Source organism: Hymenobacter sp. BT730 (genome assembly GCF_030542105.1).
Lineage (GTDB): Bacteria > Bacteroidota > Bacteroidia > Cytophagales > Hymenobacteraceae > Hymenobacter.
The window spans coordinates 69062-91746 of record NZ_JAUOFB010000004.1 but is presented as its reverse complement, the minus strand read 5'-3'; the positions used below and the strand labels follow the sequence as shown (position 1 = coordinate 91746).

The following is a 22685-nucleotide window of genomic DNA, read 5'->3' as shown; positions in this document are numbered from 1 at the left end:
CTGGCAACGGAAGAAACCGTGAGCCTCCGCAACAGTCACCCAATAAGGGGCAATAGTTGCTTACTCCGCCAGCATCTTCGGGTTAAAGTTTAATAGAAAAAGCTGTTCCGAAGCGCGGGTAACGGCGGTGTATAGCCAGCGGGCAAACTCGGAGTTTACCATATCTTCTTTCAGGTAGCCGTGGTCTACGAAAACCGCCTGCCACTGGCCGCCCTGCGCTTTGTGGCAGGTAAGGGCGTAGGCAAACTTCACCTGCAGGGCGTTCAGGAAGGGGTCTTTACGCAGACCGGCGGCCCGGTCCTTCTTCTTTTCCAGGTGAGAGTAATCCGCGTTAATGGCTTGGTAGAGGGCATTGCTACGGTCGGCGGGCAGGGCGGGGCTTTCCGTATGCAGCGTATCCAGCAGCAGCTTTACTTCAATATCGGGCTCGTCGGGGTAGTCTACCAGCCGCACCCGGGCATCGGCAAAGCGGAAGCCGAATTCCTCGGTGCGCCGGATGATTTTGACCACCTGCACGAAGTCACCGTTGGCCAGGAAACCAATTTCAGAGTCCTTGGGCAGCCAGAAATAGTTGTTGCGCACCACCATCAGATAGTCGCCGGATTCAATTTCGTCCTCGGCATCAAAGAGGATGCGGCGGATAAACTGGTTGTACTGATTGGCGTTCTTGTTGGAACGGCAGATAATGGTGGTGTTCTCGTGGCCGAAGTTCTTGTACGCCCAGCGCAGGCCGTCCTCCAGCTTGTCGCCGTTCATCTTGAAGATGTCGGGGTAGCCTTTGGTGTGAAACTGAATGTTGGGCTGCTCCTCGCGCAGCTCCTCCCGCAAGGTGGTGGCATTCATCAGAATCCCGGAAGCCTCGGCCTGGCGCATTACCTGCCGCAGCTCTACGGAGTTAACGGTGGCCCGAAAACGGTGCGCCAGCAGCTCCGGGTCGAGCGCCGGGGAAAGCAACTGGCCCACCGGCGGCAGCTGGGCCGTATCGCCAATAAGCAGCAGGCGGTTGGTGGGCTTCTCAAACACGTAGCCCATCAAATCGTCCAGCAGGCCGTTTTCGCCGAAGGCCTTTTCATCCGATATCATGGAGGCCTCATCCACGATATAAAGCATATCGGCCGTGCGGTTGGGCTGGCGCTGGAATGAGAGCCGCTCGGAAGGCGTGCCGCTGGTTTGGCGGTAGATTTTCTTGTGAATGGTGCTGGCCGCCACGCCCGAATAGGTACCCATTACCTTGGCCGCACGGCCGGTGGGCGCCATGAGGGTGTATTTGCGCTGGCGGCTGTAGAGCCACTGCACCAGGGCACTTACCACGGTGGTTTTGCCGGTACCGGCATAGCCGCGCAGCACAAATACCTTGCGGCCCGGCAGCTCATCACGCAGAAACTCATCCAGCTGAAAAAACAGCGTGGCCTGGTCCTGCGTGGGCTCGTAGGGGAAAAAGTCGCGGACGGAGGGAGTTCTTACAGAGAGCATAGCAGGGAATTCTAGTCAACAAAGTTACGCCGGTTTCAGGTCCGCTGCTTGGTGTAAATCATGGGCTAACACAACAGGCTCAACTTCCGATTATTGAAAGCCTCAAACGGCAGCCCATCAGCATGTTGCTAAAGCGGTATGTACCAACCTGGGGCAGACGAAAAAGGCCCGCTTAATATCAGCGGGCCTTTTCAAATTATCAGCAGAGATACGGCCTGGGCAGCCGCTTCACGGGAATTACTCCCGGACTACCCGCACCATAGTGCCAGAGCCGTTGGGTAGCTGCATCCGCACCAGGTACAAGCCAGCCGGCAGCCGGGCTGCCTGTGGCCAAACTACGGTAGTGCTACCTGCCGCTAACGGCGTTATCGTTTGCTGCATTAATTGCTTACCCGCCGCGTTATGTAGGGTGAGGTAAGCACGGGGCTGGGCCGCCGGTACGCGCAGCTGCAGGCGCAGGCCATCGGTACCGAAGGGGTTAGGCTGAGCTGCCAGCTGCACCATATCCTTGGTTGCCGGGCGGGCCACCGTCCGCACCAGGGAATAGCGGGCTTGCCCATCCCGGTCTACCTGCCGCAAGCGGTAATACAGCAAGCCGCTTGGCTGGTTCTGCGCCAAAGCATCCAGCAGTTGATAGTCGTGGCGGGAAGTGCTGGTACCGGCAGCCTTTACCTGGCCTACGGTGGTCCAGCTATTGATTCCATCCAGGCTACGCTCCACCTCAAACCGGTCAGACTTCTCTTCAAAGGCCGTAGCCCAGGTCAGAAGCGCCCCGGCAGACTGCCAGCGGCCATCAAACTGCATGAGGGTTACGGGTAGGGTTACCGGTGAGGGTGGCGAGAGGAAAGTGGCAATGGAGGTACTGGATACCAGGGAGCTCGTGGACGTATCCGTGAGCTTTACCACCTGGTCGCCACCGCAGCCATTACTTACCTGAATATCATCCACAAACCAGCCTTGGTTGCCTGTACCTCTGTCGCAACGCACCCGGAATCTTACTTTAATGGCTTTACCACTAAATGAGGAAAGGTTAATAACTGACTTGATGAACTTGGAACCATCTGCATTCGCCGGTAATAAACCGGTAAAGCAAGGCTGATTGGGGGCAGCACCATTGGCACTATAGGCAGAATTATAGCCATTGGATATAAAATACGGTGCGGCGTCGGTCCAGGTAGTACCGCTGTTCGAGCTAATCTCTACGGTTCCGCCGTCATAGCCGGACTCGAAGCTATAAAAGTGGTAGAAGGAAAGCGTAGAAGCTGTAGTGGGCGTAAAAGAGCCAGACACCAGACTAAAATCCTTGGATTGTGTTGGTGCGCCGGATGCCCAGGATTTAGTACCGCTATTGGCGTATGTATTGCTGGTGCCCCAGCTAGTACTTCCAGCCTTAGGCGTAGTAAAGGAAGTGGTAGCCGCATCTGCATTCTCATTTACTGCCACAATAGTAGCGCAGCCGGCATCCTTGTCTGTTTGGGCATTGATGCTGAAGCTTAGGCTTTGGTTGATGGCCGTAAACTTTACGTTTGAGAAAGTAACGGTGCTTCCACTCAGCGTACCACCGGTGCTGCTTACATACTGCAGTCCGGCAGGCAGATCATCGGTGAGCTTGTAGGTGCTAGCCGGAACGGCACAGTCACAGGTGGCGGTGAGAGCAATGCTAAAGGAATTTCCGGATAAGGCTTCCGTTGCTTTCTTCAGGTTTACACTAGAAGGCACATTGAATCCGGCCGTCTGGTCGGTGGCACTGGTAGAAAGTCCCTGCTTGGCATCTACACCCATTCCGCGGCGGGCAAAGGCGTTCCAGATGGCACAACGGTGCTTGCCTTTGTAGAGTAATTCGTCAGCTGCCAGGATAGCATCACGCGCATCCAGGAAGCCTGGCTGGCAGGGCTGGAGTTTGAGGCCCTGCACTACCAGTTGCATCGCAATGATGTTACCGGAAGTGCTGGCGCTGTTATAGAGATTAGGCTCAATAGTGCCCTCCTGCTGAATAATGTTCCAGGTCATGTCCCAGAGTGCGGCACACCAGACTTCCCCAATGCTGTGTACTTCCGGATCAATGGCCACATCCGTGTACGTCAGTGGGTTGATGCTCATAGAAGTACTATAGGGATACAACCGGATACCACTACCCGTCACTGGTTGGCCAGAAGCATACGTGCCCATTGGCCGGGACTTTGGCCCATCGGTTAGTTGGGCCGTCTGCCAGTCCGTGGTTAGCATCAGGGCAAAGAAGTCGCTCCAGCCTTCGCCTCCCTCCTCGGCATTGTTGAGGCAGCTGCTATTGGCAGGGCCACCCGTGAGGCGAGTGGAAATGCCGTGGCCATATTCGTGTACGACTACTCCATTGTCCAGGTCACCGTCCAGTTGTGGATCTGTAGCTAAGGGCTTGGGCAGAGTAACCGATACCCCATTAGCCAACTGCCCTACAAGCAGCGCACCATCTTCCTGGGAAACCATGATGGCAGGAATTGTAATTGTATTGTCGGTGCCGCCCATGACGCCCGGCGACCCGGCGACATTGTTGACTACAATAACGGCCTTCGCGCCGGCCGTCTGGGCCTGTTTTACTTTCGTAACAAAGTCACAGTTGCCGCGGTCAATCAGAACAATTTTGCCCGATAAGGCAGCGGCGGATACCGGCGTGGTGCAGGCCTGGTGAGTCACCGGGTTAGTCCCGGCGTCATCAAAGCGTACCACCTGCCCCGAAATGGGACCTTTGTTTACCAGCTTATTGGCGGTGCTGAAGCCGCTTTCCGCCATATAGTAGGAGCCGGCAATAGCCGCTGGCGCCGTTACCTGCAGTTTTGGGGGCGCGGCCGTAAACAGATACATCTGCATACGGCCACTGCTACCATCGTTGGGCGTGCTGAAGTTGGCATTGTCTGTCCCGCTACCATCCTGCGCTTCGGCCAGCACATGGTCGTTGCCGGTTCCGCCGCGGCTCAGGTTGTCTTTCTGAAAGTTGCCGGCGGCTTCAGTAAAGCCATACTGGTACATGATATCATGCGTGATATTGTTCCAATAGAACAGGTTCACTACTGCCGCGCTGCGGTTCGTAGCCGTGGTGGGCGACAGGCTAAAATCGGGAACGTAGTTAAAGGTGAGGGAGGGGGCGCTGGTAGAGGAAGACGCATAGCTGCCGGTTCCCGTAGCGGGCAGGTTATTAGCGTCACTGTCCTCATAGGCCTGCACATTGTTACCCCGGGTATACAGGTAGTTCGTGGTACCGTCAAAATGCCAGCCGTGGGTGGTAGCATTATTACTGCTGCCGGCTTTCAACCAGGGGTTGGTTTCGGTGGCATAGGTATTACCTGCGGGGCTCTCCTTAGGGAAAGGCACCACATAGTAGGTAGAGCCGGTGGTAGTGGGCGGTAACAGCAAGGGCTGAATAAGGGCAGCCGGCAAGGCAGCACCGTACTCCGCGGGCTTGCGCTGGCTGGCCCGGTTGCGCTCATGCACCGTCCAGTTGTCTTTCTCCACAAACGCGCCGGTAGTAGCATCTATGCGCACGTTCCACCAATCCGGGGTGCTGGCTACATCAATGTTAATGTTCCAGGCCAGATGCAGCTGTCCGTTTTTGTCGGGAGCCCACACCAAGCTGGCAACAATGTCGCGCCGGGCCACGTCGCCGCCGGCAAAGGTCTGTTGCTGCTCGGTGCCGCTTGGGCCCGCCAGTGGTGAGGTAGATACCGTACCACTGAGTTCTAATACCTGGATGGCACGTGCTACAGCAGCCCCGGCGGGTATAGTGGGTGCCGTAGGGAGGCTCGTCAACTCGCTGTCTGCGAGAAACTTTCCGGCATGATGTACCAGCTTCTCATCCACGAAAGCCAACGCGGAAATGCGGTTATACACCGGAATGCCTTGGTGTATTTGCTGCACGTGCACATAGTCCAGATGGCTACTGGCATCGGAATGTGCGCTGGAAACCCGTAACTGTGCATTGGTCAGGCCGGAACTGGCCCACTGGGCGCGCGTTTGCATGGCTCTTTTCAGGCCGTCCTGCGCATTCACAGACTGCGCCAAAGTGGCTTGCAGTGGCAGTAACAAACCCAGAGTAAGGGCACTAGTACTTAGTAGAGTAGAGGTTTTACTCATATGCAATAGGTGAAGAGGATGAAGCAGGACAGGTCGAAGGCAGGTACCCAGTAACTTATAGGAACCTACAACAGATGGATGTCAGCCTTATAACTGAAACCCAAGCTCGCAAAGTACAAATTATCATCAAGTATACCCACTACTATATGCCGTCAGCGTAAATAATTATTCCAATAAATGTCCTAATGCTTTATTTAAACACTTTTTGCTCATTCAATTCACTTTAATGAGTATTTCATAAAAATGGCATTGATTATAGATGATAAATCATCATTTACATAGGGTTTAGTATCGATATTATAATTATTTATTACTCATATTTAATATAATAATTACAATAACAAAGGTTGATCATGCGCATATAGATATTTTTATATATTATTATATAATACAATATCCTTTGATTCTGTTAGTCAAAAAACGTCAGAAGCGGCAACAGAAACTTACTGTCCTGTGCCGTTTCTGACGTTTTTTTATCAGAGCCTTATTACGCTAGCCCTGGCTTCCTAGGAAATTTTTCTTATTCCTGCGGTTCAAGCACGGCCATAGTGGCCGATGCCTTGGCTATTAGCAGGTCATCACACCAGACCTCGGCCTCGCAGAAATGCAGGCGGCGGCCTGCTTTCAGCACCCAGCCAATGGCGCGCAGCTTCTCGCCTATACCAGGGTGCAGGTAATTGGTTTTCAGCTCCACCGTTACTAAGCCATGCGTATCCGGAATGAGCGTGACACCGGCAAAGCCGGCCACCAAATCAGCCATGGTAGCGGTAAGTCCGCCGTGCACGAAGCCCTTTTGCTGTTGGTGCTGGCGGTCCAGCGTCAACTCGGCTTCCACGCGGCCGGGCTCGATGCGCGTGAGGTCGGCACCGATGAGGTGCATAAAGTGCTGGCGCTCCAGCTTGCGGCGGATGCGGGTTTCGAGCGACTCTTGTGCGGCCGCTACCGGGGAAGTAAGTTCATCAGACATTAAAGCAAAGATACCGCCTTCTGAAGAGGTGCACCAAATGCGGGAGTTCCGTACCTTTTGGCCGCGGCCGCAACCCAGCGGCACCCTACCTTCTAACCTATGCAACCTACCGATTTCCTGATTCCGGGCGCGCTGGGACTGGCGCTGGCTGCCTGCAGCGGTTTTCGGGTATTTGTGCCCCTGCTGGCAGCCAATGTAGCCTACCTCTCCGGCTACCTCTCCCCTTCCCCGGGGTTTGCCTGGCTGGGCACCTGGGTGGCCTTCGCCGTACTGGCTACTGCCACGCTGGCCGAGATGCTAGCCTACTACGTGCCCGTAGTGGATAATATCCTGGACACCATTACCACCCCCGCTTCCTTTATTGCCGGCACGCTGCTGATGACCTCGGCACTGCCTGAAATGAGCCCGATGGTGCGCTGGGGCCTGGGCGTGTTAGTAGGAGGCGGCGCTGCCGGGCTGGTACAAACCGGCACCGCATTGCTGCGGGCTGGCTCTACCGTTACCACCGGCGGACTGGGTAATCCTCTGCTAGCTACCATCGAAAATATGCTGGCCGTGGTGGGCTCCCTGTTGGGGCTACTGCTGCCGCTAATTATGGCAGGGCTGGCCGTGGTGCTGGTACTCTATCTTGCAGGCCGAATCCGGCGGCGGGTGCGCCGAACTCCCTCGGCGAATACGGCTTCTTCGCCACCGGTTCGCTGATCTTACTTTCTCTCCATGACGCATTCCACTGCTGATTTTTCGGATTCTTTGCTGCAAGCCTATACTGGCCAGGTGCGCGTGCGCGTGGGCGGTTTGTTGGTCCAGAATGGCGCTATTTTACTGGCGGCCCACCGGGGGCTGTTGCCTGCCAACGTCCCTTTTTGGTCACCGCCCGGTGGAGGCTGGGAGTTTGGCGAAACCATTCGGGCATGCCTACGGCGCGAGTTTCAGGAGGAAACCGGCATGAGCGTAGAAGTAGGCCGTTTTCTACATTTGCACGAGTTTATGAACAAAGACTTGCAGGCGCTGGAGCTGTTTTTTGAAGTAAAACCGCTTGACTCTACCGCCGTCCCGCGCCTGGGCTCCGACCCGGAGCATCCTCATGAAGGGCAAATCCTCACTAAGCTGGCTTACTTTACCCCGCGGCAACTGGTTTCTATGCCCGTGGCTCAGGTGCATCCGGTCTTGCGCCTTATTCTTAGCCCCGATGACGTATATATTCCCCTGCAGCTATTCAAATAAAGCAGCTGGCGCTGTACTAAAACCAGCGCGCTGAATGAAAAGCTAATTCCCAGGAATTCAGCCTTAAACACCGCCTGCTCCTGCTCTATCCTCCCGGCCGCACTACAAGGCCCGCGTCTTTCTGTAACTTTAGGGGGCTGATTTTGCCCTACCTGTTTTGCCTGTGTCTGACTCTGTTTCTGCTCCTGCCCTGCCTATTCCTTCACTTTCGGGCATTCTGCCTCGCCTGCGCGACGAAACCCTGGACCCGGACAATCTGACCGCCTATAACCTGTACCTCTCTTTGGGTGCCGCGGGCGTGCGTGTGGGCGTAGCTGATGTGCGCCGCAACAAGTTTGTAGTGCTGGAAGACTATTCCCTGCAACCAGCTACTTCCCTCTCAGGGCAGCTCCAAAGCCTCTCTGCGCAGCATGATTTAGTAGGTCGCACGGGCTGGAACCGGGTACGACTCTCGGTGCAGAACCGGTATTTTACCCTGCTACCCAAGCCTTTGTTCCGGGCCGGAGATGAGGCCGCTTATCTACAACTGCACCACCACCTAGACCCAGCGCACGAGATAGTGCGCAGCTACACGCATGCAGGGCTGGAGATGGTAAATGTATTTGCGGCGGAAAAAAGCCTGACGGAGTGGTTTCAGCGCACCTATCCCACAGGCCAGTTGCTGCACCAAACCAGCGCACTACTGCAGGGCCTGGTACACCAGAGCGACCGGGGCGCCCCCCGCCGCTGCTACCTCAGCATTGGCCACCAAGAGCTCACGGTGGTGGTTATCCGAGACAAACGGCCTGAGTTCTGTAACGTGTTCAGCTTCACTACTCCCGAGGACTTAATTTACTACACCATTCTGGTGATGCAGGAGCTGCAGCTAAACCCCGACCAGGACGCCGTTATGGTGTGGGGCGACCTGCTTCACGATTCGGCTTTGTTTACGGTACTGCGTAAGTATATCCGCAACATTCGTTTCGGCAACCGGCCTTTTGATATCGGCTATAGCTACCGCCTGAATGATGTATTCGAGTACCGGTACTTTGAGCTCTTCAGCCTGCACCTTTGTGAATAATCCTGAAGGATACCGGCTATCCACTTGCTCTGAAAAGCGGATGAGCAGGCCTTCTTCCATTATATTCTTCATTCCAGCGTGACACGCATAGCACTGTTCCCCGGTTCTTTCGACCCTTTTACCAACGGCCACCTGGATGTAGTGCGGCGCGGCACCGCTCTTTTTGACAAGATTATCATTGCTATTGGCAACAACAGTAGCAAAAGCCGCTATCTGCCGGTAGAGCAAATGGCTGCCATGATTTCGGAAGTATTTGCTGATGAGCCGCGGGTGGAGGTACAGGCCTATAAAGGCCTAACGGCCGATTTTGCCCGCGAAACCGGCGCGCGCTTCCTGCTACGCGGACTGCGCAACACCACCGATTTTGAATACGAAAACACTATTGCGCAAGCCAACCGCCACGTGAACCCGGCGCTGGAAACTGTATTTCTAATTACCTCCCCACCGCTGGCTGCTATCAGCAGCACAATAATCCGGGAAATTCACCGGTTTGGCGGCAACGTAGACGACTTTGTGCCTTTCCGGCTACCAGCGCACCCGCAAGAGGCATAATAGCAGGCAGACCCCTAAAATTTACCATAGCCGCTGCTACACTTATAAGTGAGCGGCCTATTACTGTTGATGGGGAATGATGCGCACGCCGCGCACTTTATTGATTTGGCCGGGCTCTGGAATGGAAAGCACAATGTAATGCGAGGCGGTGGGACTCAGGTTGCCCATCCGCATAAGCTCTTCCTCATTAGTACCCATCAGAACAATATCGTTCACCTTGCGGGTGCGGGCGTTAAACGTCACAATCAGGGTAGAGCCTTGCGTCCGGAAGGTGTTAATCCAGCCTTCGCCTTTGGTGGCCTTCAGTTGCGCGGGAGAAGGATCGGCACCAACAATCTCATCGGCGGCTTCCATAGGGGGGCCCAGTTGGCGACGCAGGTAGTCAATGTTGTGCTGCACCAGCTTGGGCAAATCAATGGAAGCCGGCTGAGCCGTCCCGGGCTGCTTTTGCAGGGGCCTTTCCGATTCACTGGAAGTTTGAGACCGGGAACAGGCAGCCAGTAAACCCAGCATTAACCCGGCCAGCAAGAGTGGACGTACGCGCATAGCTGGCCGAGAAAAACTATTTAACGGGTTCTTTTATGGGTTCTGCCACACCGGCCACCTCACTTAGGTAGTGCCGTACCACCAAGGCAATAGAGGCATAGGTATCGGGCAACACGGCCAGCGCTTCCTGAGGCGTCATCCAGCGCACTTCTTCAATGTACTCCTCCGCCTGGGGCTTCATTAGGGAGTCATCTACACAATTCATGATGTACCAGTTGGTTTTCTTCAGCATTTTGTTGCCATTGTAGGCGTACGAATGCCAGGTGCTGGGCAGAGGCTCCCCCAGCTCAACTTTGATATTGCACTCTTCTTCTACCTCGCGCAGGGAGCCCTGAGCCGGATCTTCGTCCTTTTTCAGTTTGCCTTTCGGTAGGTCCCACTTGCCCAGGCGGTAAATCATCAGCACCAGGCCTTCCTTCACTACCAGGCCGCCGGCGGCTTTAGCAATGCGGAACTGGTCTTTGAGGTGCAGAATGAGGCGCTTTTTTTTCCGGGCCAACAGGGTAAGTGAGGTCAGTTTCTTCAGCTTTTTTACCTCCATCAGCCGCAGCAAACGGTCGATAAACGCATCGGTTACGTCGCGCACCAGCACGTCACCTATCAGATCTTTGGAGGTAAATTCGTCCTCCGCGCTCAGGATAAGATCGTAGCGGTGCTTGTACACTTTTTCGCTGGTCTTCTTGATGATCAGCGGAATATCATTGATGAAAACGTTCATCGCGGGGTAATGTGGAGGAGGCAAAAAAATCAAATCGGGCACCAGCGTCCGCTGCAAAACACAGCATAAATATCGTGAAACGGAAATACCGCCGGCCGGGCAAGATACGAGTTGTAACGGGTTACGTTGCCTCGGCGCTCCACAAGTGTTTACCTTGCCGGCATGAAAAAAATCGGCCTTCTCTCCGATACCCATAGCTACCTGGACGAGCGGATTCTATATTATCTGCGGGACTGCGACGAAATATGGCATGCCGGCGACTTCGGCACGGCCGCTGTGGCCGAGGAGCTGGCTACGGTGGCTCCCCTACGGGGCGTATACGGGAACATTGATGGGCGGGACGTGCGCGTGAGCCAGCCCCTGGTACAGGCCTTTGAAATAGAGGGCCTGCGGGTGCTGATGACGCACATTGGCGGCTACCCCGGCCATTATAGCCCGGCAGCCCGGCCCCTGCTCCAGCAACATCGGCCGGGCCTGTTTATCAGCGGGCACTCCCATATTCTAAAAGTGATGCCCGACCCCAAGCTCCACCTGCTACACCTGAACCCGGGCGCGGCTGGGCGGCATGGCTTCCATAAAGTGCGCACGCTGCTGCGGTTTCAGATAGAGGCCGGTCAGGTGCAGCAGTTGCAGGCCGTTGAGCTGGGACCCCGCACTACGGAGCGGTAACAAACGCAAAAAGCGCTTTTCCCAGCTGGGGAAAGCGCTTTTCAACAACTATGTATGCCGACCGACACCGGCGGCGGACTTACTTACAGGGCAATTTCCGGCTTGGGGTGCTCACCTTCCTGACCGTCAGCGTTAACTGGCTTGGTCACAGCTTCAGCATCGTCAAATGCTTCGGCGTTGGCAGCTGCAGTAGCAGTAGCCTTAGCAGTTTTCTCCGACTTGGCAGCAGCTGGCGCGCCAGTACCGCCGTTGAAGCGGGACTTCAGCTCATCCAGGTCCACGTTCTTCAGAACGGGCGTGAGGAGCAGTTGCTTAATGATGCGCTGCTTGTTGTTTTGACGGGCAATGTTCTTGCGGTGCTTCCGCTTCAGTCGGGTGACGCTCATATCCGGGTCGGTTAAAGTCGTTTTAGTAAAGGAGGGGCAAAAGTAAGTCTTATTTTTGAATCCCGAAACCTCCATCCTCAACTCATTAGCTCCTTCCATGATTGATTTACGCTCCGATACCGTTACCCGCCCTACCCCAGCCATGCTGGAAGCCATGTTTCAGGCCCGGGTGGGTGATGATGTATATGAGGAAGACCTCACAGTAAAGGCCCTGGAAGAAACCGCCGCAGCCCGTTTTGGTATGGAGGCCGGTCTGTTCTGCCCCTCTGGCACCATGACCAACCAAATTGCCATCAAAGCCCACACCCAGCCCATGTCGGAGGTTATCTGCGAGCAGACTTCGCATATCTACCTCTGGGAAGTGGGGGGCATTGCTTTTCACTCGGGCGCCTCCGTAGCGCTACTGCCCGGCAACCGGGGCCGCCTCACGGCCGCGCAGGTAGAAGCCGCCATTCGGCCCGATGATAATGTGCATTATCCTATTACCCAGCTTATCTCGCTGGAAAATACCCATAACCGGGGCGGCGGCAGTTGCTACTCGCTTGCAGAAATTGAAGCCATTGCGGAGGTAGCCCGGCGCTATGGCATTCCGCTGCACCTGGACGGCGCCCGAATTTTCAATGCCCTGGTAGCCACCGGACAGGACGCCCGCGAGTACGGCCGACTGTTCGATACCATCTCCGTGTGCCTGTCAAAAGGCTTGGGGGCGCCGGTAGGCTCGGTGCTGCTCGGCAGTCGGGCGTTTATCCATAAAACCAAGCGCATTCGCAAGGTAATGGGCGGCGGTATGCGGCAGGCGGGTTATCTGGCGGCCGCGGGCCTGTATGCCCTGGAAAACAATGTAGAGCGCCTCGCCGATGACCATCGCCGGGCCCGGCAGCTAGGCGAAACCCTGGCCGCCCAGCCTTATGTGGCCGAAGTGCTACCGGTAGAAACCAACCTGGTTATTTTCCGGCTGCAGGATGCGCAGCCCGCTGCTGCTTTTCTGGAGCATCTGAAACAGCACGGTATTATGGCCTCATCCTTTGGCCCACAAATGATTCGTTTTGTGACCCACCTGGATGTGACGGACGAAATGCTGGCCCGCGTTACAGATGCCCTTGGCAGCCTGCGCTAAGCCCTAACTGCCGGCTATTGCCGGGCGGGAGCTAATTCCGTCCCGGCAATAGCCGGCTGCGGGCTGCGCAGCAGAATAAGCGCGCCAACACTGGCCGCCAATACAGAGCCGCACAGCACTGCCAGTTTAGCTATATCCACCAGCTCAGGATGTCGGAAAGAAAGCGTGGCGATAAAAATAGCCATGGTAAAGCCGATTCCGGCTGTAAAGCCCAACCCTAACATCTGCCGCCAGCTGACACCCGTTGGCAGGACGGCCTGCCCGCTACGCACCAGCAGCCAGCAGCTCAGGCCAATTCCGATAGGCTTTCCAAGCACCAAACCCAGCATAATGCCTAACCCCAGTGGCGAAACCAGCTCAAGGCTTATGCCCGGCTGGAGGGCAATGGCTGTATTACACAGGGCAAAAAGCGGCAGAATTCCGTACGTAACGGGTTTATGCAGTTTCTGGTAAAGTCGTTGAATATGGTGGGCTGGAATGACAAAGGCCAGTAGTACGCCCGCTACCGTGGCATGCACTCCCGACTTCAGCATGCAATACCACAACAGAATTCCGAGTATCGCAAAAGCTCCAAGCCAGTCTTTGCGCCAGCGCCCAAGGAGGTATAGTCCTAGCACTAAACCCGCCGCCCCGGCTAAATACAGCAGGTGGAGCTTATCCGTGTAGAAAACGGCAATAACTATAACCGCCAGCAAGTCATCAATAATGGCCAGCGCCGTGAGGAAAACGCGCAAGCCCGCTGGCACCCGTGAGCCCAACAGCGCCAGAATACCCAACGAAAAAGCAATATCCGTAGCCGTGGGAATGGCCCAACCGGTGACGGCCGGTGTACCCCGGGTGAAAAACCAGTGAATGAGGGCTGGTACTGCGGCTCCTCCCACAGCAGCCAACGCAGGCAGCATAGCCTTCCGGGGCACTGCTAGCTCGCCTTCCAGCAATTCATGCTTGATTTCCAGGCCCACCAGCAGGAAGAAGATGGCCATTAGCCCATCATTTATCCAGTGGCTGATAGACTTCTCCAGAAAATCGGGGCCTACCTCCTGCTCCCAGAAGCCGGTATAAGCGGGGCCAGCCGTAGTATTGCTCAGAACCAAAGACAGAATGGTAGCTGCTATTAAGAGTAAGCCGGCCAGGCGGCCGCCTTCTGCCAGAGCCTGCAGCGAAATACCACGCGCAAAAAATTTCATGGCAGCAAAATACTACTCCCTAGGGTAAGCGGGCTGTTAGCAGTAAAACTTCCCTCCGGCCTCCCGTTGGCTTTTCGCTATTGCCATGTGGAATCTTTTCCTTACTTGCCGGCCTGATGAACCTGTTTATTGTGGGCGATGTACACGGCTGCTTCTACACCTTTCTGGAGGTATTGCAGCACTGGAAACCAGCTGAGGAGTTATTGCTTCAGGTAGGTGACCTGGTAGACCGTGGCCATTTTGCACCGGAAACCTTGCAGGTAGCCCTGGAACTCAGCGCCAAGCATCCGGAACAAACCGTTTTTCTGAAAGGAAACCACGAAGCGGCTCTGCTCCAGCATTACGGTCCCGAAGGCCCTCACCCCAGCTGGCTGAGTTGGGGCGGCCGCTCTACCGAGCAGCAGTATCGCAAACATGTGGACTGGCTGGTTCCTCACCTGGAGTGGCTGGCGGAGCGCCCTTTATTCTGGGAAAATGAGCATGTGCTCGTCAGCCACGCGGGCCTGGCCGATACGCCCGACCCCATGAATGAGAATAACCCCGACGGGATTCTCTGGCGCCGGGGGCCGCTGCGCAACATTGGCAAGCTGCAGGTAATTGGCCATACCCCCACCACTGGAGCCCCGGAGTTTTTTACAACCACAAATGTCATGAACATTGACACCGGTGCTTGTTACGGGCGAGGCCTCTCGGCCGTACGCCTAAGCGCAACCGGTCAGCATCTGGATACTATTTTTGTTCCTACTCACCACGCCGATATTGGCTGATTCTATTTGTTGCTGATGGCTGCTTCTGATCCTATCCATCATCTTTCCCAGGCCGACCCCATCCTGGCCGGGCTGATTAAGCAAGGCCGGCCCATCCGGCCCAGTGCCCACGAGGATTTATACCTGGCCCTGCTCAAAGCCATTGTCTCTCAGCAGATTTCCACAAAAGCCGCCGCCGCCATCTGGCGCAAGGTGCAGGCTCTGTTTCCGCCTGATGGCTACCCCGAGCCGGCCGCTATCCTGGCCATGTCGAATGAGGATTTACGGGCGGCGGGAATTTCGCGCCAGAAGGCTGGGTACCTGCGCGCCATTGCTGAGTTTGCCCAACAGGACCAGCTAAGCCATGGCCACCTTAGTCAGCTCAGTGAAGATGCCTTTACCCAGCATCTTACCCAGATAAAAGGCGTAGGCCGCTGGACGGCGCAAATGCTGCAGATGTTTGCCCTGGACCAACCCGATGTATTTCCCGAAGGTGACCTGGGCATTCAGAATGCCATGCGTCGCCACTACGGGCTGGAAGAAACCGGCCGCGCCCTACTCAAGCGCATGACGGAAATTGCCGAAGCCTGGCGCCCACATCGTACTCTGGCCAGTAAGTATTTATGGCAGTCGTTGGATAACGCGCCCGGCTCGTAGCCATGGCGTATTCCCAAATTCAGCCCTGGTCTTCTCCAGCCTTATTGTCGCGGTAGGTTACAAACATGGCCACAAAAATGGAAACGTATGGTAACAGCATTCCCAACAGAAACCACCGCCAGAATGGCCGCCCCTGCGCAATATAAGTAGTTACCAGGGCGCTCAGCACGGTTAGAACAAAGCAGCTGACAATCAGAAAAGTAAGCGACATTCCATCCATAGCGCCTCCTGGTTATTTTACTTTGCCACGCTTCATCATGTAAGCGTACAGCACCTTATCAAACGGCTCCCGGATATCCACCGGCACAAAATCAATCTTAAACTGACCGCAGCGCAGTGCCAGCTCCTGCTCATAGCGCCGCATGGCCGCCTGGTACTGCTCACGCACCTGAGCAGGCTGCAGCTTAATAGTTTCGCCGGTTTCCACATCTTCAAACAGGTAGGGCCGGTCCTGGAAAGCAAAATCCGACTCGGTGGCGCGGTCCATCACGTGAAAGAGCAGGACTTCGTGCTGCTGATGGCGCAGGTGCTGCAGCGCCGCCAAGGCCTGCGTTTGCTCCTCCGGTGCGCGGCCCAGCATATCACTGAAAATAACAACCAACGAGCGTTTTGGAATCTGCTGCGCGATGGTGTGAATGACCCCGGCTACATCGGTGGGGCGGCGCTGCACAGGGCGCTCCAATAGCTGCTGCAGGGTGAGCAGCAACGTATGGCGGTGGGTGCTGGTAGAGCGCACCGGCGTTTGCAGCTCCACCTGGTCGGCGAAGGTGACGAGGCCCACGGCGTCGCGCTGCTTTTGCAGGAGTGTGGCCAGAGCTGCGGCGCACAGCACGGAGAAGCGCAGCTTATCGTGGCCGGGACTGGGGTAGTACATGCTCGGGCTTACATCCAGCAGCAGGTGGCAGCGCAGGTTGGTTTCTTCCTCGTAGCGCTTCACAAAGAGCTTATCGGTGCGGGCAAACACTTTCCAGTCCAGGTGGCGGGTGCTCTCGCCGGGGTTGTAAAGGCGGTGTTCAGAGAATTCGACGGAAAACCCGTGGTAAGGCGACTGATGCAGGCCCGTAATAAAGCCTTCCACCAGTTGCCGGGCCAGAAATTCCAGGTTCTCAAAGGAGCGGACAGCGGCGAGGTCGAGCGGTTGGGCCATAAATGCAGGCATTAAAATCAGTCAAAAGCGAAAGTTACTTGGCCGGGAGAAAGTTTGGCCTACTCCATCAACGCACAAGAAGCACAAAAGCTGCGTTCAAGCCGGGCCAGCCGACTTCTTTCTTCCGTGGCGGTGGTACCTGAATTATAGAACTGCTACCCGACTGGAGAAAAGCGGGCCTTAAAATTTTTATATCTACTGATATGTAGTTACTTTGTCCTGAAATTCAAACATCTTGGAATAAATCAACTATATTGTAGAAACCGTGGAAGACCGTCACGATCAGGAAGAAATCTACTCTCAACGTATTAAGGCCGGCAAGCGCACGTACTTCTTCGACGTGAAAGCTACACGCGGACAGGACTATTATCTCACCATTACGGAGAGCAAACGCAAGCTGCGCGACGACGATACTTTCTCCTACGAGAAACACAAAATCTTCCTATATAAAGAAGATTTCCTCAAGTTCGTAGATGCCTTGCAGGACGCCGTGGACTACGTGCGTGAAGAGCTTCTGACAGAGGAAGAAGTAGCCGAGCTGGACCGTCCCCGTCAGTACGAAGGCGACTCATTCAACCGTAGTGAAGACAACTTCTAGTACCGCAGCCTAGCGAAACACACCTTACTCTCTTTTCATTTGCACAGTGCTTTTGGCGGCGCGCCCGGTTTCTACCGTGGCGCGCCGCTTTGTTAGGCCTTGGCTGCTCGGTGGGCTGTTTTCTAAAACAGGCAGCAAAGCCGCCCAAAACGCCCTACCTTTGCCCCCGAATTAGGTTATCTGCCTGCTTCGCTTATTTGCATTCAAACACTCACACATAAAGAAATATGGGTCTTCGCTGCGGAATCGTCGGTTTGCCGAACGTGGGCAAATCCACGCTGTTCAACGCTCTTTCGAACGCCAAGGCCGAATCGGCCAACTATCCGTTCTGCACCATTGAGCCCAACGTGGGCGTTATTACCGTTCCTGATGAGCGCCTGCAGATTCTGGAAGGCCTGGTGAACCCCAAGCGCGTGCTGCCCACCATTATTGAGTTTGTGGACATTGCCGGCCTGGTGAAAGGTGCTTCCAAAGGCGAAGGACTGGGCAATAAATTTCTGGCTAACATCCGCGAGGTAGATGCCATCATTCACGTGGTGCGCTGCTTTGATGACCCCAACATTGTACACGTGGCGGGTGGTGTAGACCCCGTGTTCGATAAGGACGTTATCGACACGGAGCTGCAGCTGAAGGATCTGGAAAGCATTGATAAGAAGCTGGCCAAATCAGAGCGCAGCGCCAAAGCCGGGGATGCCGTAGCCAAGAAAGAAGTAGTGGTGCTGCAGCGCTTTAAAGCCGCGCTGGAAGCCGGGCAGAACGCCCGCGCTGTAACGGCCAGCGAAGATGAGCTGGAGGCGGTAGCTGATCTGCAGCTGCTCACCATTAAGCCCGTAATCTACGTGGCCAACGTAGATGAGGCCAGCATTGCTACCGATGGCAACAAGCACGTGAATGCTCTGCGGGAGCATGTGAAGGCTGAAAATGCCCAGGTAGTACTGGTTTCGGCTGCCATTGAAGCACAGATTGCGGACATGGAAGACCCCGAGGAAAAAGAAATGTTCCTGGGCGAGTACGGCCTCACGGAGTCCGGCCTCAACAAGCTTATCCGGGCCAGCTACGAGCTGCTGAACCTGATTACCTACTTCACCGCCGGGGTTCAGGAAGTACGCGCCTGGACCATCCACCGTGGCGACAAAGCCCCCGCGGCCGCCGGCGTCATTCACTCCGACTTCGAGAAAGGTTTCATCCGCGCCGAGGTGATTAAGCTGGCCGATTACCAGGAATACAAGACCGAAGTAAAAATCAAGGAAGCCGGTAAGATGGCTGTAGAAGGCAAAGAATACGTGGTGCAGGATGGCGACATTATGCACTTCCGCTTCAACGTGTAGTAACCTTTCGGCAGATTGCCAATGCATAGTACTACAAACGCCCCGCCCGGATACCGAGCGGGGCGTTTGCAGTATATGGGCTGATACGCAACATGCCTGCCTGGTACCGGAGTGCGAATCTTAACTCAGCCTATGTCCCGGCCTGGGTATCTGCCGTATAGAACCTAATGTCATTATAATAGGCTCTGTAACTGCTACTTTACATATTTTTATCCTGGCTCTCATGGCTTTGCCCAAGCATCATTTTCTGGCTGAAACCGGGGGAATGGCCCGCTTTGTGGTGCGCTTTTTCCGCGAGGTGTTCAGCCCGCCCTATGAGTTCCAGGAGTTTCTGTACCAGTGCTATGTGGTAGGCTACCAGTCGCTGCCGCTGGTGGGTGTTACGGGTTTTATCATGGGGCTTGTGCTCACGCTGCGCCTCCACCCTACTATGGTCACGTTTGGAGCAGAGTCATGGATTCCGGCCATGGCCGGGCTCACTATTATCCGCGAAGTGGCGCCTCTGATATCGGCGTTAATGGTAGCCGGTAAAGTCAGCTCAGATATGGGCGCCGAGCTGGGCGCCATGCGCGTTTCAGAGCAGATTGATGCCATGGAAGTGTCCGGCTCCAACCCCTTTAAGTACCTGGTAGTTACGCGGGTACTGGCTACCACCCTGATGCTGCCCATACTTTCCATTCTGGCGGCAGTTATTGGGCTTTATGCCGCTTACCTGGGCGTGAATATGCACACAATAACCCCCCTGCTGATGTTCACGAATGACATTCTAAAGCCCCTCACATTTGGCGACGTGCTGCCGGCTTTACTCAAAACCTTCTTTTTCGGCTTTGCCATTGGCATCATTGGCTGTTATAAGGGCTACTATTGTCAGGAAGGAACGGAGGGCGTAGGCCGGGCAGCCAATTCGGCCGTGGTGGTATCGTCGCTGGTCATTTTTGTGTTGGACTTGCTGGCCGTACAAATCAGTACCCTGCTGGGCTTTAATTAGCAAGCACAGAGTCCGGCGCTGTGTCTCATACCCCTCACTAACAGCTGAGCCCCTGTCGGCCTCAAATTTCTCGAGGTCCACAGGGGCTCCGTTGTTGACAATAGTCTTTTACTTACCCACCACTTTAAACAGCATGCCTGAGGACAGCTTAGTGGAGGTTTGCATGCCGTTCAGGATAGCCATTTCCTCGTAACGCCGGGAAGGAATACCGTTGGCGGCCAGGGCGCTGGCCAGCGTCTGGCTGGCTTTGGCGGTCCGGATGCGGATACGCTCTGGGGCTTTATTGATTTTAGCAGCATCCGTCAGGCGACGAAAGCCTTGGGCCGTGTTCTGGAATGAAGGACCGTAGGTGCCCAAGGTCTGCGGGGCGCACAAGCCGATAAGGGCGTAGATGGTCTGCCCATCCTGAATGAGGTAGCTCAGTGTGCTGGCCGTTACACCCTGCTGCCCTAACTGGTCGCCTTGAATAGCCAGGGCAGGGAAGCTGTTGATAGTGGTGCGGCTGGCCTGCGGCGACTGTAGATTCAGCTGTTTGGCCAGGGCCTGTGCTGCTTCGTCCAAAGAACTGCCTGGGGCCAGGGTCAGAATCTGCACGGCTTTGCCATTGGGCTCGGCCATCTGGAATTGCTGAGGCGTATTTTGGCTTTTCCAGCCGCGTGGTACCGGAAACTGGAGCTTCATTTCGGGATGGTAGAACACGCTGTTTTCTACATAGCCCTGGCGTGGGTCTTCGCCATATACCAGGCCATCGAGGCGACGCAGGTACTGGTTGCGGTTCACGGCCAACTGGCGGCCGCCGACGCTCTGCTTGGCCTGCGCGGCCAGCTTTTTCACCGTACTGTAACGGTCGGCGGAGTTAGGGTGGGTGGAGAGGAACGTAGGGATGCTGGCAGCGCCGCTGGCTTGCTCGGTGCGCTGCAGCGTCTGGAAGAAATCGGCCATGTGGGAGGCATCAAACCCAATTTTAGTCGAGTACTTTACCCCTAACTTATCGGCTTCGGTTTCATCACCGCGGCCATATTTCAGCATGCCCAGGCCTACCACCTGCTGCGCCACACCACCCACCGACTGCATCAGGCGGGGAGCCACGATAGAGCCCAATAGGAACCCAATACCCGCTACTGTGCTGCGGGTTTGCTGCTTCTGGCCATGGTGGGCCGTAATGTGGCCGATTTCGTGCCCTAAAACCCCGGAGAACTGGGCTTCATCATTGAAGTAAGCCAGAATACCGCGCGTGAAATACACGTGGCCATCGGGGGTGGCAAATGCATTGATAACGGGCGAGTCCAGCACGGTGAAGCCTTTTACATCAGCCGGACGGTCGGACACGCGGCCCATGGCCCCGCCCTTTTCGTCCATAAACTGCTGCAGGGCTGTGTTATTAAGCAGGCCAAACATGGCCACAACCTGGGGGTCGGGCTGGGCACCCTGCACCGGGGCGGCCGCATTCACGGTTGAGCCCGTGGTGGAAGAGCTTAACAGCGGCAGAAGTGCCAGCAAAGCACCCACGCTGAGGTTTCGGAAGAGAGACTTTTTCATGGGAGGATAAAATTTAGATCAGGCCGGCAACCGCCGGAACGCCTGCTGCACAGCCGAAAGGCAACATGCAGCAGGGATTTGGCAGGGTATAGACCAATTTCGGGCCAAACCTTATGTAGCCTATTTCTCCACCACTTTAATGAGCGAACCAGCATTTACCTGGTCATTCAGCTGCATGCCGTTGAGAATGGCCATTTCTTCCATGCGCTTTTCAGGCACATTATAAGTGCGCAATGCCGCGGCTAGGCTGCTACGCAGCTTCAGGGTTTTAATGCGCACCCGCTCCGGCTGGCGGTTTAGCTTATCAGGTTCGGTGAGGCGCTGGAAGGCTTCGGCAACGCTCGTGAACTGAGACGCATAGCTGGGGAAATCAGCCGGAGCCGATACGCCAATGAGGGCGAAGATGGTTTTGCCGTCCTGAATGAGGTAAGTGAGTGTGCGCACGCCGGCCACCTGCTGGCCGGTTTGCTGGTCCTGCTGCACCTGGTCGGCTACGAAAGCCAGGGCCGGGAAGCCGTTAACAGTGGTACGCTTAGAATCAGTGGGCTGCAGGCTGAGCTGTTTGGCCAGGGCCTGCGCGGCTTCATCCAGGGAGTTGCCGGGCGCCAGCATCAGCATCTGCATGGCTTTGCCGGCGGGGTCGGCCATCTGGAACTGCTGGGGCGTGTTCTGATACTTCCAGCCCTGGGGCACCGGAAAGCGGAATTTCAGCTCAGGGTGATAGAATACATTGTTTTCGACGAAGCCCTGCTTGGGGTCCTCGCCGTACACAATGCCGTCAATCATGCGCAGGTACTGGTCACGGTTGATAGCCAGCTTGGGGTTGCCATTCTTTTGCTTCCAGTCGGCTGCCAGCTGTTTTACGGTGTTGTAGCGGTCCTCAGGGTTGGGGTGCGTGCTCAGAAAGTCCGGAATGGCCTCGGCGCCGCTTTGCGCCTGCTCGCGGGAAAGGGTCTGGAAAAAGTCGGCCATTTCCGAAGCATCGTAGCCAATTTTGGAGGAATATTCTACGCCCAAGCCGTCCGACTGCCGCTCATCGTCGCGGCCAAACTTCAGAAAGAGCAGCTGCATACCCTGCATAGCCTGCTCGCCAAACTGCGCCAGCTTAGGTGAGGCTATCATGGCCCCCATTAAGCCCACCTGCCCAATAATGGCGCTGGTTTGCTGCTTTGCCGAATGGCGCGCCGTAACGTGGCCGATTTCGTGACCCAACACACCGGCAAACTGCGCCTCGTTGTTGAAATGGGCCATAATGCCGCGGGTGAAGTACACGTAGCCACCAGGAATGGCAAAGGCGTTGATAATGGGCGAATCCACCACCCGGAAGTTATAGGTCAGCTCGGGCCGGTGCGAAATAGCGCCCATCTGCTTGCCTTTTTCATTGATGAATTTCTGCAGCTTATCATCGGGATAAAGCCCGAACTGAGACACAACAGCGGGGTCCGACTGCTGGCCCATGGCCAACTCCTGCCCCTCGGATACCAGCATGACTTCCTTCTTGCCGGTGACGGGATTGGTAGCGCAGGAATTTAGAAACAGAGAGGCCGCGACCGAGCTGCTTAAAAGGAAATGACGAATTTTCATGGAAGGGAGAAATTGTGGGAGGGAAGAGCGGAATAGGGAGCCCGCCGGTGTCAGACCTTCTTATAATGGACAAAGGGCATGCCGTAACGGGTAGC

The 22685-nt window shown here is 55.7% G+C and carries 22 protein-coding genes; 11 read left to right on the top strand and 11 right to left on the bottom strand.

Going from position 1 to position 22685, the window contains the following annotated elements; genetic code table 11:
* Positions 1-60: 60 nt before the first annotated feature.
* From Q4G72_RS13025 to Q4G72_RS13015, 3 genes are all read right to left on the bottom strand, one after another.
* Positions 61-1473: an ATP-dependent DNA helicase gene (locus Q4G72_RS13025; RefSeq protein ID WP_303311866.1), complete on the bottom strand. Its 1413-nt coding sequence runs from the start codon at positions 1471-1473 to the stop codon at positions 61-63.
* 237 nt (positions 1474-1710) lie between these two features.
* Positions 1711-5577: a M36 family metallopeptidase gene (locus tag Q4G72_RS13020; RefSeq protein WP_303311864.1), complete on the bottom strand. Its 3867-nt coding sequence runs from the start codon at positions 5575-5577 to the stop codon at positions 1711-1713.
* Positions 5578-6097: 520 nt separating this feature from the next.
* Positions 6098-6544: a PaaI family thioesterase gene (locus tag Q4G72_RS13015; RefSeq protein WP_303311863.1), complete on the bottom strand. Its 447-nt coding sequence runs from the start codon at positions 6542-6544 to the stop codon at positions 6098-6100.
* A 99-nt stretch (positions 6545-6643) separates the two neighbouring features.
* Between Q4G72_RS13015 and Q4G72_RS13010 the strand changes: the two genes are divergently transcribed.
* The 4 genes from Q4G72_RS13010 (at position 6644) to coaD (ending at position 9380) form a co-directional block, all read left to right on the top strand.
* Positions 6644-7246, top strand: a complete 603-nt coding sequence (locus Q4G72_RS13010; RefSeq protein WP_303311862.1) for a DUF4126 domain-containing protein — start codon at positions 6644-6646, stop codon at positions 7244-7246.
* A gap of 15 nt (positions 7247-7261) precedes the next feature.
* Complete coding sequence (locus Q4G72_RS13005; protein ID WP_303311861.1) at positions 7262-7768, top strand: NUDIX domain-containing protein; 507 nt, start codon at positions 7262-7264, stop codon at positions 7766-7768.
* A gap of 163 nt (positions 7769-7931) precedes the next feature.
* A complete protein-coding gene (locus Q4G72_RS13000; protein WP_303311860.1) occupies positions 7932-8828 on the top strand; it encodes a DUF3822 family protein in 897 nt (298 codons plus the stop codon).
* A 78-nt stretch (positions 8829-8906) separates the two neighbouring features.
* On the top strand, positions 8907-9380 hold the full coding sequence (gene coaD, locus Q4G72_RS12995) for a pantetheine-phosphate adenylyltransferase (RefSeq protein ID WP_303311859.1): 474 nt from the start codon (positions 8907-8909) through the stop codon (positions 9378-9380).
* Between the two features lie 60 nt (positions 9381-9440).
* Here the strand turns inward: coaD and Q4G72_RS12990 are convergent, their stop codons facing one another.
* Positions 9441-9926, bottom strand: a complete 486-nt coding sequence (locus tag Q4G72_RS12990; protein WP_303311858.1) for a hypothetical protein — start codon at positions 9924-9926, stop codon at positions 9441-9443.
* 16 nt (positions 9927-9942) lie between these two features.
* Entirely contained in the window at positions 9943-10644 is a 702-nt protein-coding gene (locus Q4G72_RS12985; RefSeq protein ID WP_303311857.1) for an NUDIX hydrolase, read from the bottom strand.
* Between the two features lie 162 nt (positions 10645-10806).
* On the opposite strand from Q4G72_RS12985, the gene Q4G72_RS12980 reads away from it, so the two are divergent.
* Positions 10807-11313: a metallophosphoesterase family protein gene (locus Q4G72_RS12980; protein ID WP_303311856.1), complete on the top strand. Its 507-nt coding sequence runs from the start codon at positions 10807-10809 to the stop codon at positions 11311-11313.
* A gap of 83 nt (positions 11314-11396) precedes the next feature.
* Here the strand turns inward: Q4G72_RS12980 and Q4G72_RS12975 are convergent, their stop codons facing one another.
* Entirely contained in the window at positions 11397-11699 is a 303-nt protein-coding gene (locus tag Q4G72_RS12975) for a hypothetical protein (RefSeq protein WP_303311855.1), read from the bottom strand.
* A gap of 97 nt (positions 11700-11796) precedes the next feature.
* On the opposite strand from Q4G72_RS12975, the gene Q4G72_RS12970 reads away from it, so the two are divergent.
* Positions 11797-12816 carry a threonine aldolase family protein gene (locus Q4G72_RS12970; protein WP_303312005.1) on the top strand — a complete coding sequence of 340 codons (1020 nt, stop codon included), beginning with the start codon at positions 11797-11799 and terminating at the stop codon, positions 12814-12816.
* Between the two features lie 14 nt (positions 12817-12830).
* Here Q4G72_RS12970 and nhaA read toward each other — a convergent pair whose 3' ends face one another.
* Entirely contained in the window at positions 12831-14003 is a 1173-nt protein-coding gene (gene nhaA / locus Q4G72_RS12965; protein ID WP_303311854.1) for a Na+/H+ antiporter NhaA, read from the bottom strand.
* 116 nt (positions 14004-14119) lie between these two features.
* Between nhaA and Q4G72_RS12960 the strand changes: the two genes are divergently transcribed.
* Entirely contained in the window at positions 14120-14770 is a 651-nt protein-coding gene (locus Q4G72_RS12960; protein ID WP_303311853.1) for a metallophosphoesterase family protein, read from the top strand.
* Positions 14771-14785: 15 nt separating this feature from the next.
* A complete protein-coding gene (locus Q4G72_RS12955) occupies positions 14786-15406 on the top strand; it encodes a DNA-3-methyladenine glycosylase family protein (protein WP_303311852.1) in 621 nt (206 codons plus the stop codon).
* Between the two features lie 19 nt (positions 15407-15425).
* On the opposite strand, the gene Q4G72_RS12950 is transcribed toward Q4G72_RS12955, so the two are convergent.
* A complete protein-coding gene (locus tag Q4G72_RS12950) occupies positions 15426-15617 on the bottom strand; it encodes a hypothetical protein (RefSeq protein ID WP_303311851.1) in 192 nt (63 codons plus the stop codon).
* Between the two features lie 21 nt (positions 15618-15638).
* Complete coding sequence (locus tag Q4G72_RS12945; protein WP_303311850.1) at positions 15639-16553, bottom strand: DUF58 domain-containing protein; 915 nt, start codon at positions 16551-16553, stop codon at positions 15639-15641.
* A 265-nt stretch (positions 16554-16818) separates the two neighbouring features.
* Here Q4G72_RS12945 and Q4G72_RS12940 point away from each other — a divergent pair, with 265 nt between their 5' ends.
* From Q4G72_RS12940 to Q4G72_RS12930, 3 genes are all read left to right on the top strand, one after another.
* The gene (locus Q4G72_RS12940; RefSeq protein WP_121238259.1) at positions 16819-17151 is read left to right on the top strand and encodes a DUF3276 family protein; all 333 of its coding nucleotides are present in this window, start codon (positions 16819-16821) and stop codon (positions 17149-17151) included.
* Between the two features lie 227 nt (positions 17152-17378).
* Positions 17379-18479, top strand: coding sequence for a redox-regulated ATPase YchF (ychF, locus tag Q4G72_RS12935; protein WP_303311849.1), 1101 nt, complete (start codon positions 17379-17381; stop codon positions 18477-18479).
* 223 nt (positions 18480-18702) lie between these two features.
* Positions 18703-19467 (top strand): MlaE family ABC transporter permease, encoded by a 765-nt coding sequence (locus Q4G72_RS12930; RefSeq protein WP_303311848.1) that lies wholly within the window; start codon positions 18703-18705, stop codon positions 19465-19467.
* 108 nt (positions 19468-19575) lie between these two features.
* Here Q4G72_RS12930 and Q4G72_RS12925 read toward each other — a convergent pair whose 3' ends face one another.
* Positions 19576-21006, bottom strand: coding sequence for a M48 family metalloprotease (locus Q4G72_RS12925; protein WP_303311847.1), 1431 nt, complete (start codon positions 21004-21006; stop codon positions 19576-19578).
* 120 nt (positions 21007-21126) lie between these two features.
* Entirely contained in the window at positions 21127-22590 is a 1464-nt protein-coding gene (locus Q4G72_RS12920; RefSeq protein ID WP_303311846.1) for a M48 family metalloprotease, read from the bottom strand.
* Positions 22591-22685: the final 95 nt, after the last annotated feature.

Coding starts and splice junctions, on each gene's coding strand:
- Q4G72_RS13020 (WP_303311864.1), bottom strand. CDS start 5,577: ATGAGTAAAACCTCTACTCTACTAAGTACTAGTGCCCTTACTCTGGGT.
- Q4G72_RS12955 (WP_303311852.1), top strand. CDS start 14,786: ATGGCTGCTTCTGATCCTATCCATCATCTTTCCCAGGCCGACCCCATC.
- Q4G72_RS12930 (WP_303311848.1), top strand. CDS start 18,703: ATGGCTTTGCCCAAGCATCATTTTCTGGCTGAAACCGGGGGAATGGCC.
- Q4G72_RS12920 (WP_303311846.1), bottom strand. CDS start 22,590: ATGAAAATTCGTCATTTCCTTTTAAGCAGCTCGGTCGCGGCCTCTCTG.
- Q4G72_RS12925 (WP_303311847.1), bottom strand. CDS start 21,006: ATGAAAAAGTCTCTCTTCCGAAACCTCAGCGTGGGTGCTTTGCTGGCA.
- Q4G72_RS12945 (WP_303311850.1), bottom strand. CDS start 16,553: ATGGCCCAACCGCTCGACCTCGCCGCTGTCCGCTCCTTTGAGAACCTG.
- Q4G72_RS12985 (WP_303311857.1), bottom strand. CDS start 10,644: ATGAACGTTTTCATCAATGATATTCCGCTGATCATCAAGAAGACCAGC.
- Q4G72_RS12970 (WP_303312005.1), top strand. CDS start 11,797: ATGATTGATTTACGCTCCGATACCGTTACCCGCCCTACCCCAGCCATG.
- Q4G72_RS13005 (WP_303311861.1), top strand. CDS start 7,262: ATGACGCATTCCACTGCTGATTTTTCGGATTCTTTGCTGCAAGCCTAT.
- Q4G72_RS13025 (WP_303311866.1), bottom strand. CDS start 1,473: ATGCTCTCTGTAAGAACTCCCTCCGTCCGCGACTTTTTCCCCTACGAG.
- ychF (WP_303311849.1), top strand. CDS start 17,379: ATGGGTCTTCGCTGCGGAATCGTCGGTTTGCCGAACGTGGGCAAATCC.
- Q4G72_RS12990 (WP_303311858.1), bottom strand. CDS start 9,926: ATGCGCGTACGTCCACTCTTGCTGGCCGGGTTAATGCTGGGTTTACTG.
- Q4G72_RS12975 (WP_303311855.1), bottom strand. CDS start 11,699: ATGAGCGTCACCCGACTGAAGCGGAAGCACCGCAAGAACATTGCCCGT.
- Q4G72_RS13010 (WP_303311862.1), top strand. CDS start 6,644: ATGCAACCTACCGATTTCCTGATTCCGGGCGCGCTGGGACTGGCGCTG.
- Q4G72_RS13015 (WP_303311863.1), bottom strand. CDS start 6,544: ATGTCTGATGAACTTACTTCCCCGGTAGCGGCCGCACAAGAGTCGCTC.
- nhaA (WP_303311854.1), bottom strand. CDS start 14,003: ATGAAATTTTTTGCGCGTGGTATTTCGCTGCAGGCTCTGGCAGAAGGC.
- Q4G72_RS12960 (WP_303311853.1), top strand. CDS start 14,120: ATGAACCTGTTTATTGTGGGCGATGTACACGGCTGCTTCTACACCTTT.
- Q4G72_RS12950 (WP_303311851.1), bottom strand. CDS start 15,617: ATGTCGCTTACTTTTCTGATTGTCAGCTGCTTTGTTCTAACCGTGCTG.
- Q4G72_RS12980 (WP_303311856.1), top strand. CDS start 10,807: ATGAAAAAAATCGGCCTTCTCTCCGATACCCATAGCTACCTGGACGAG.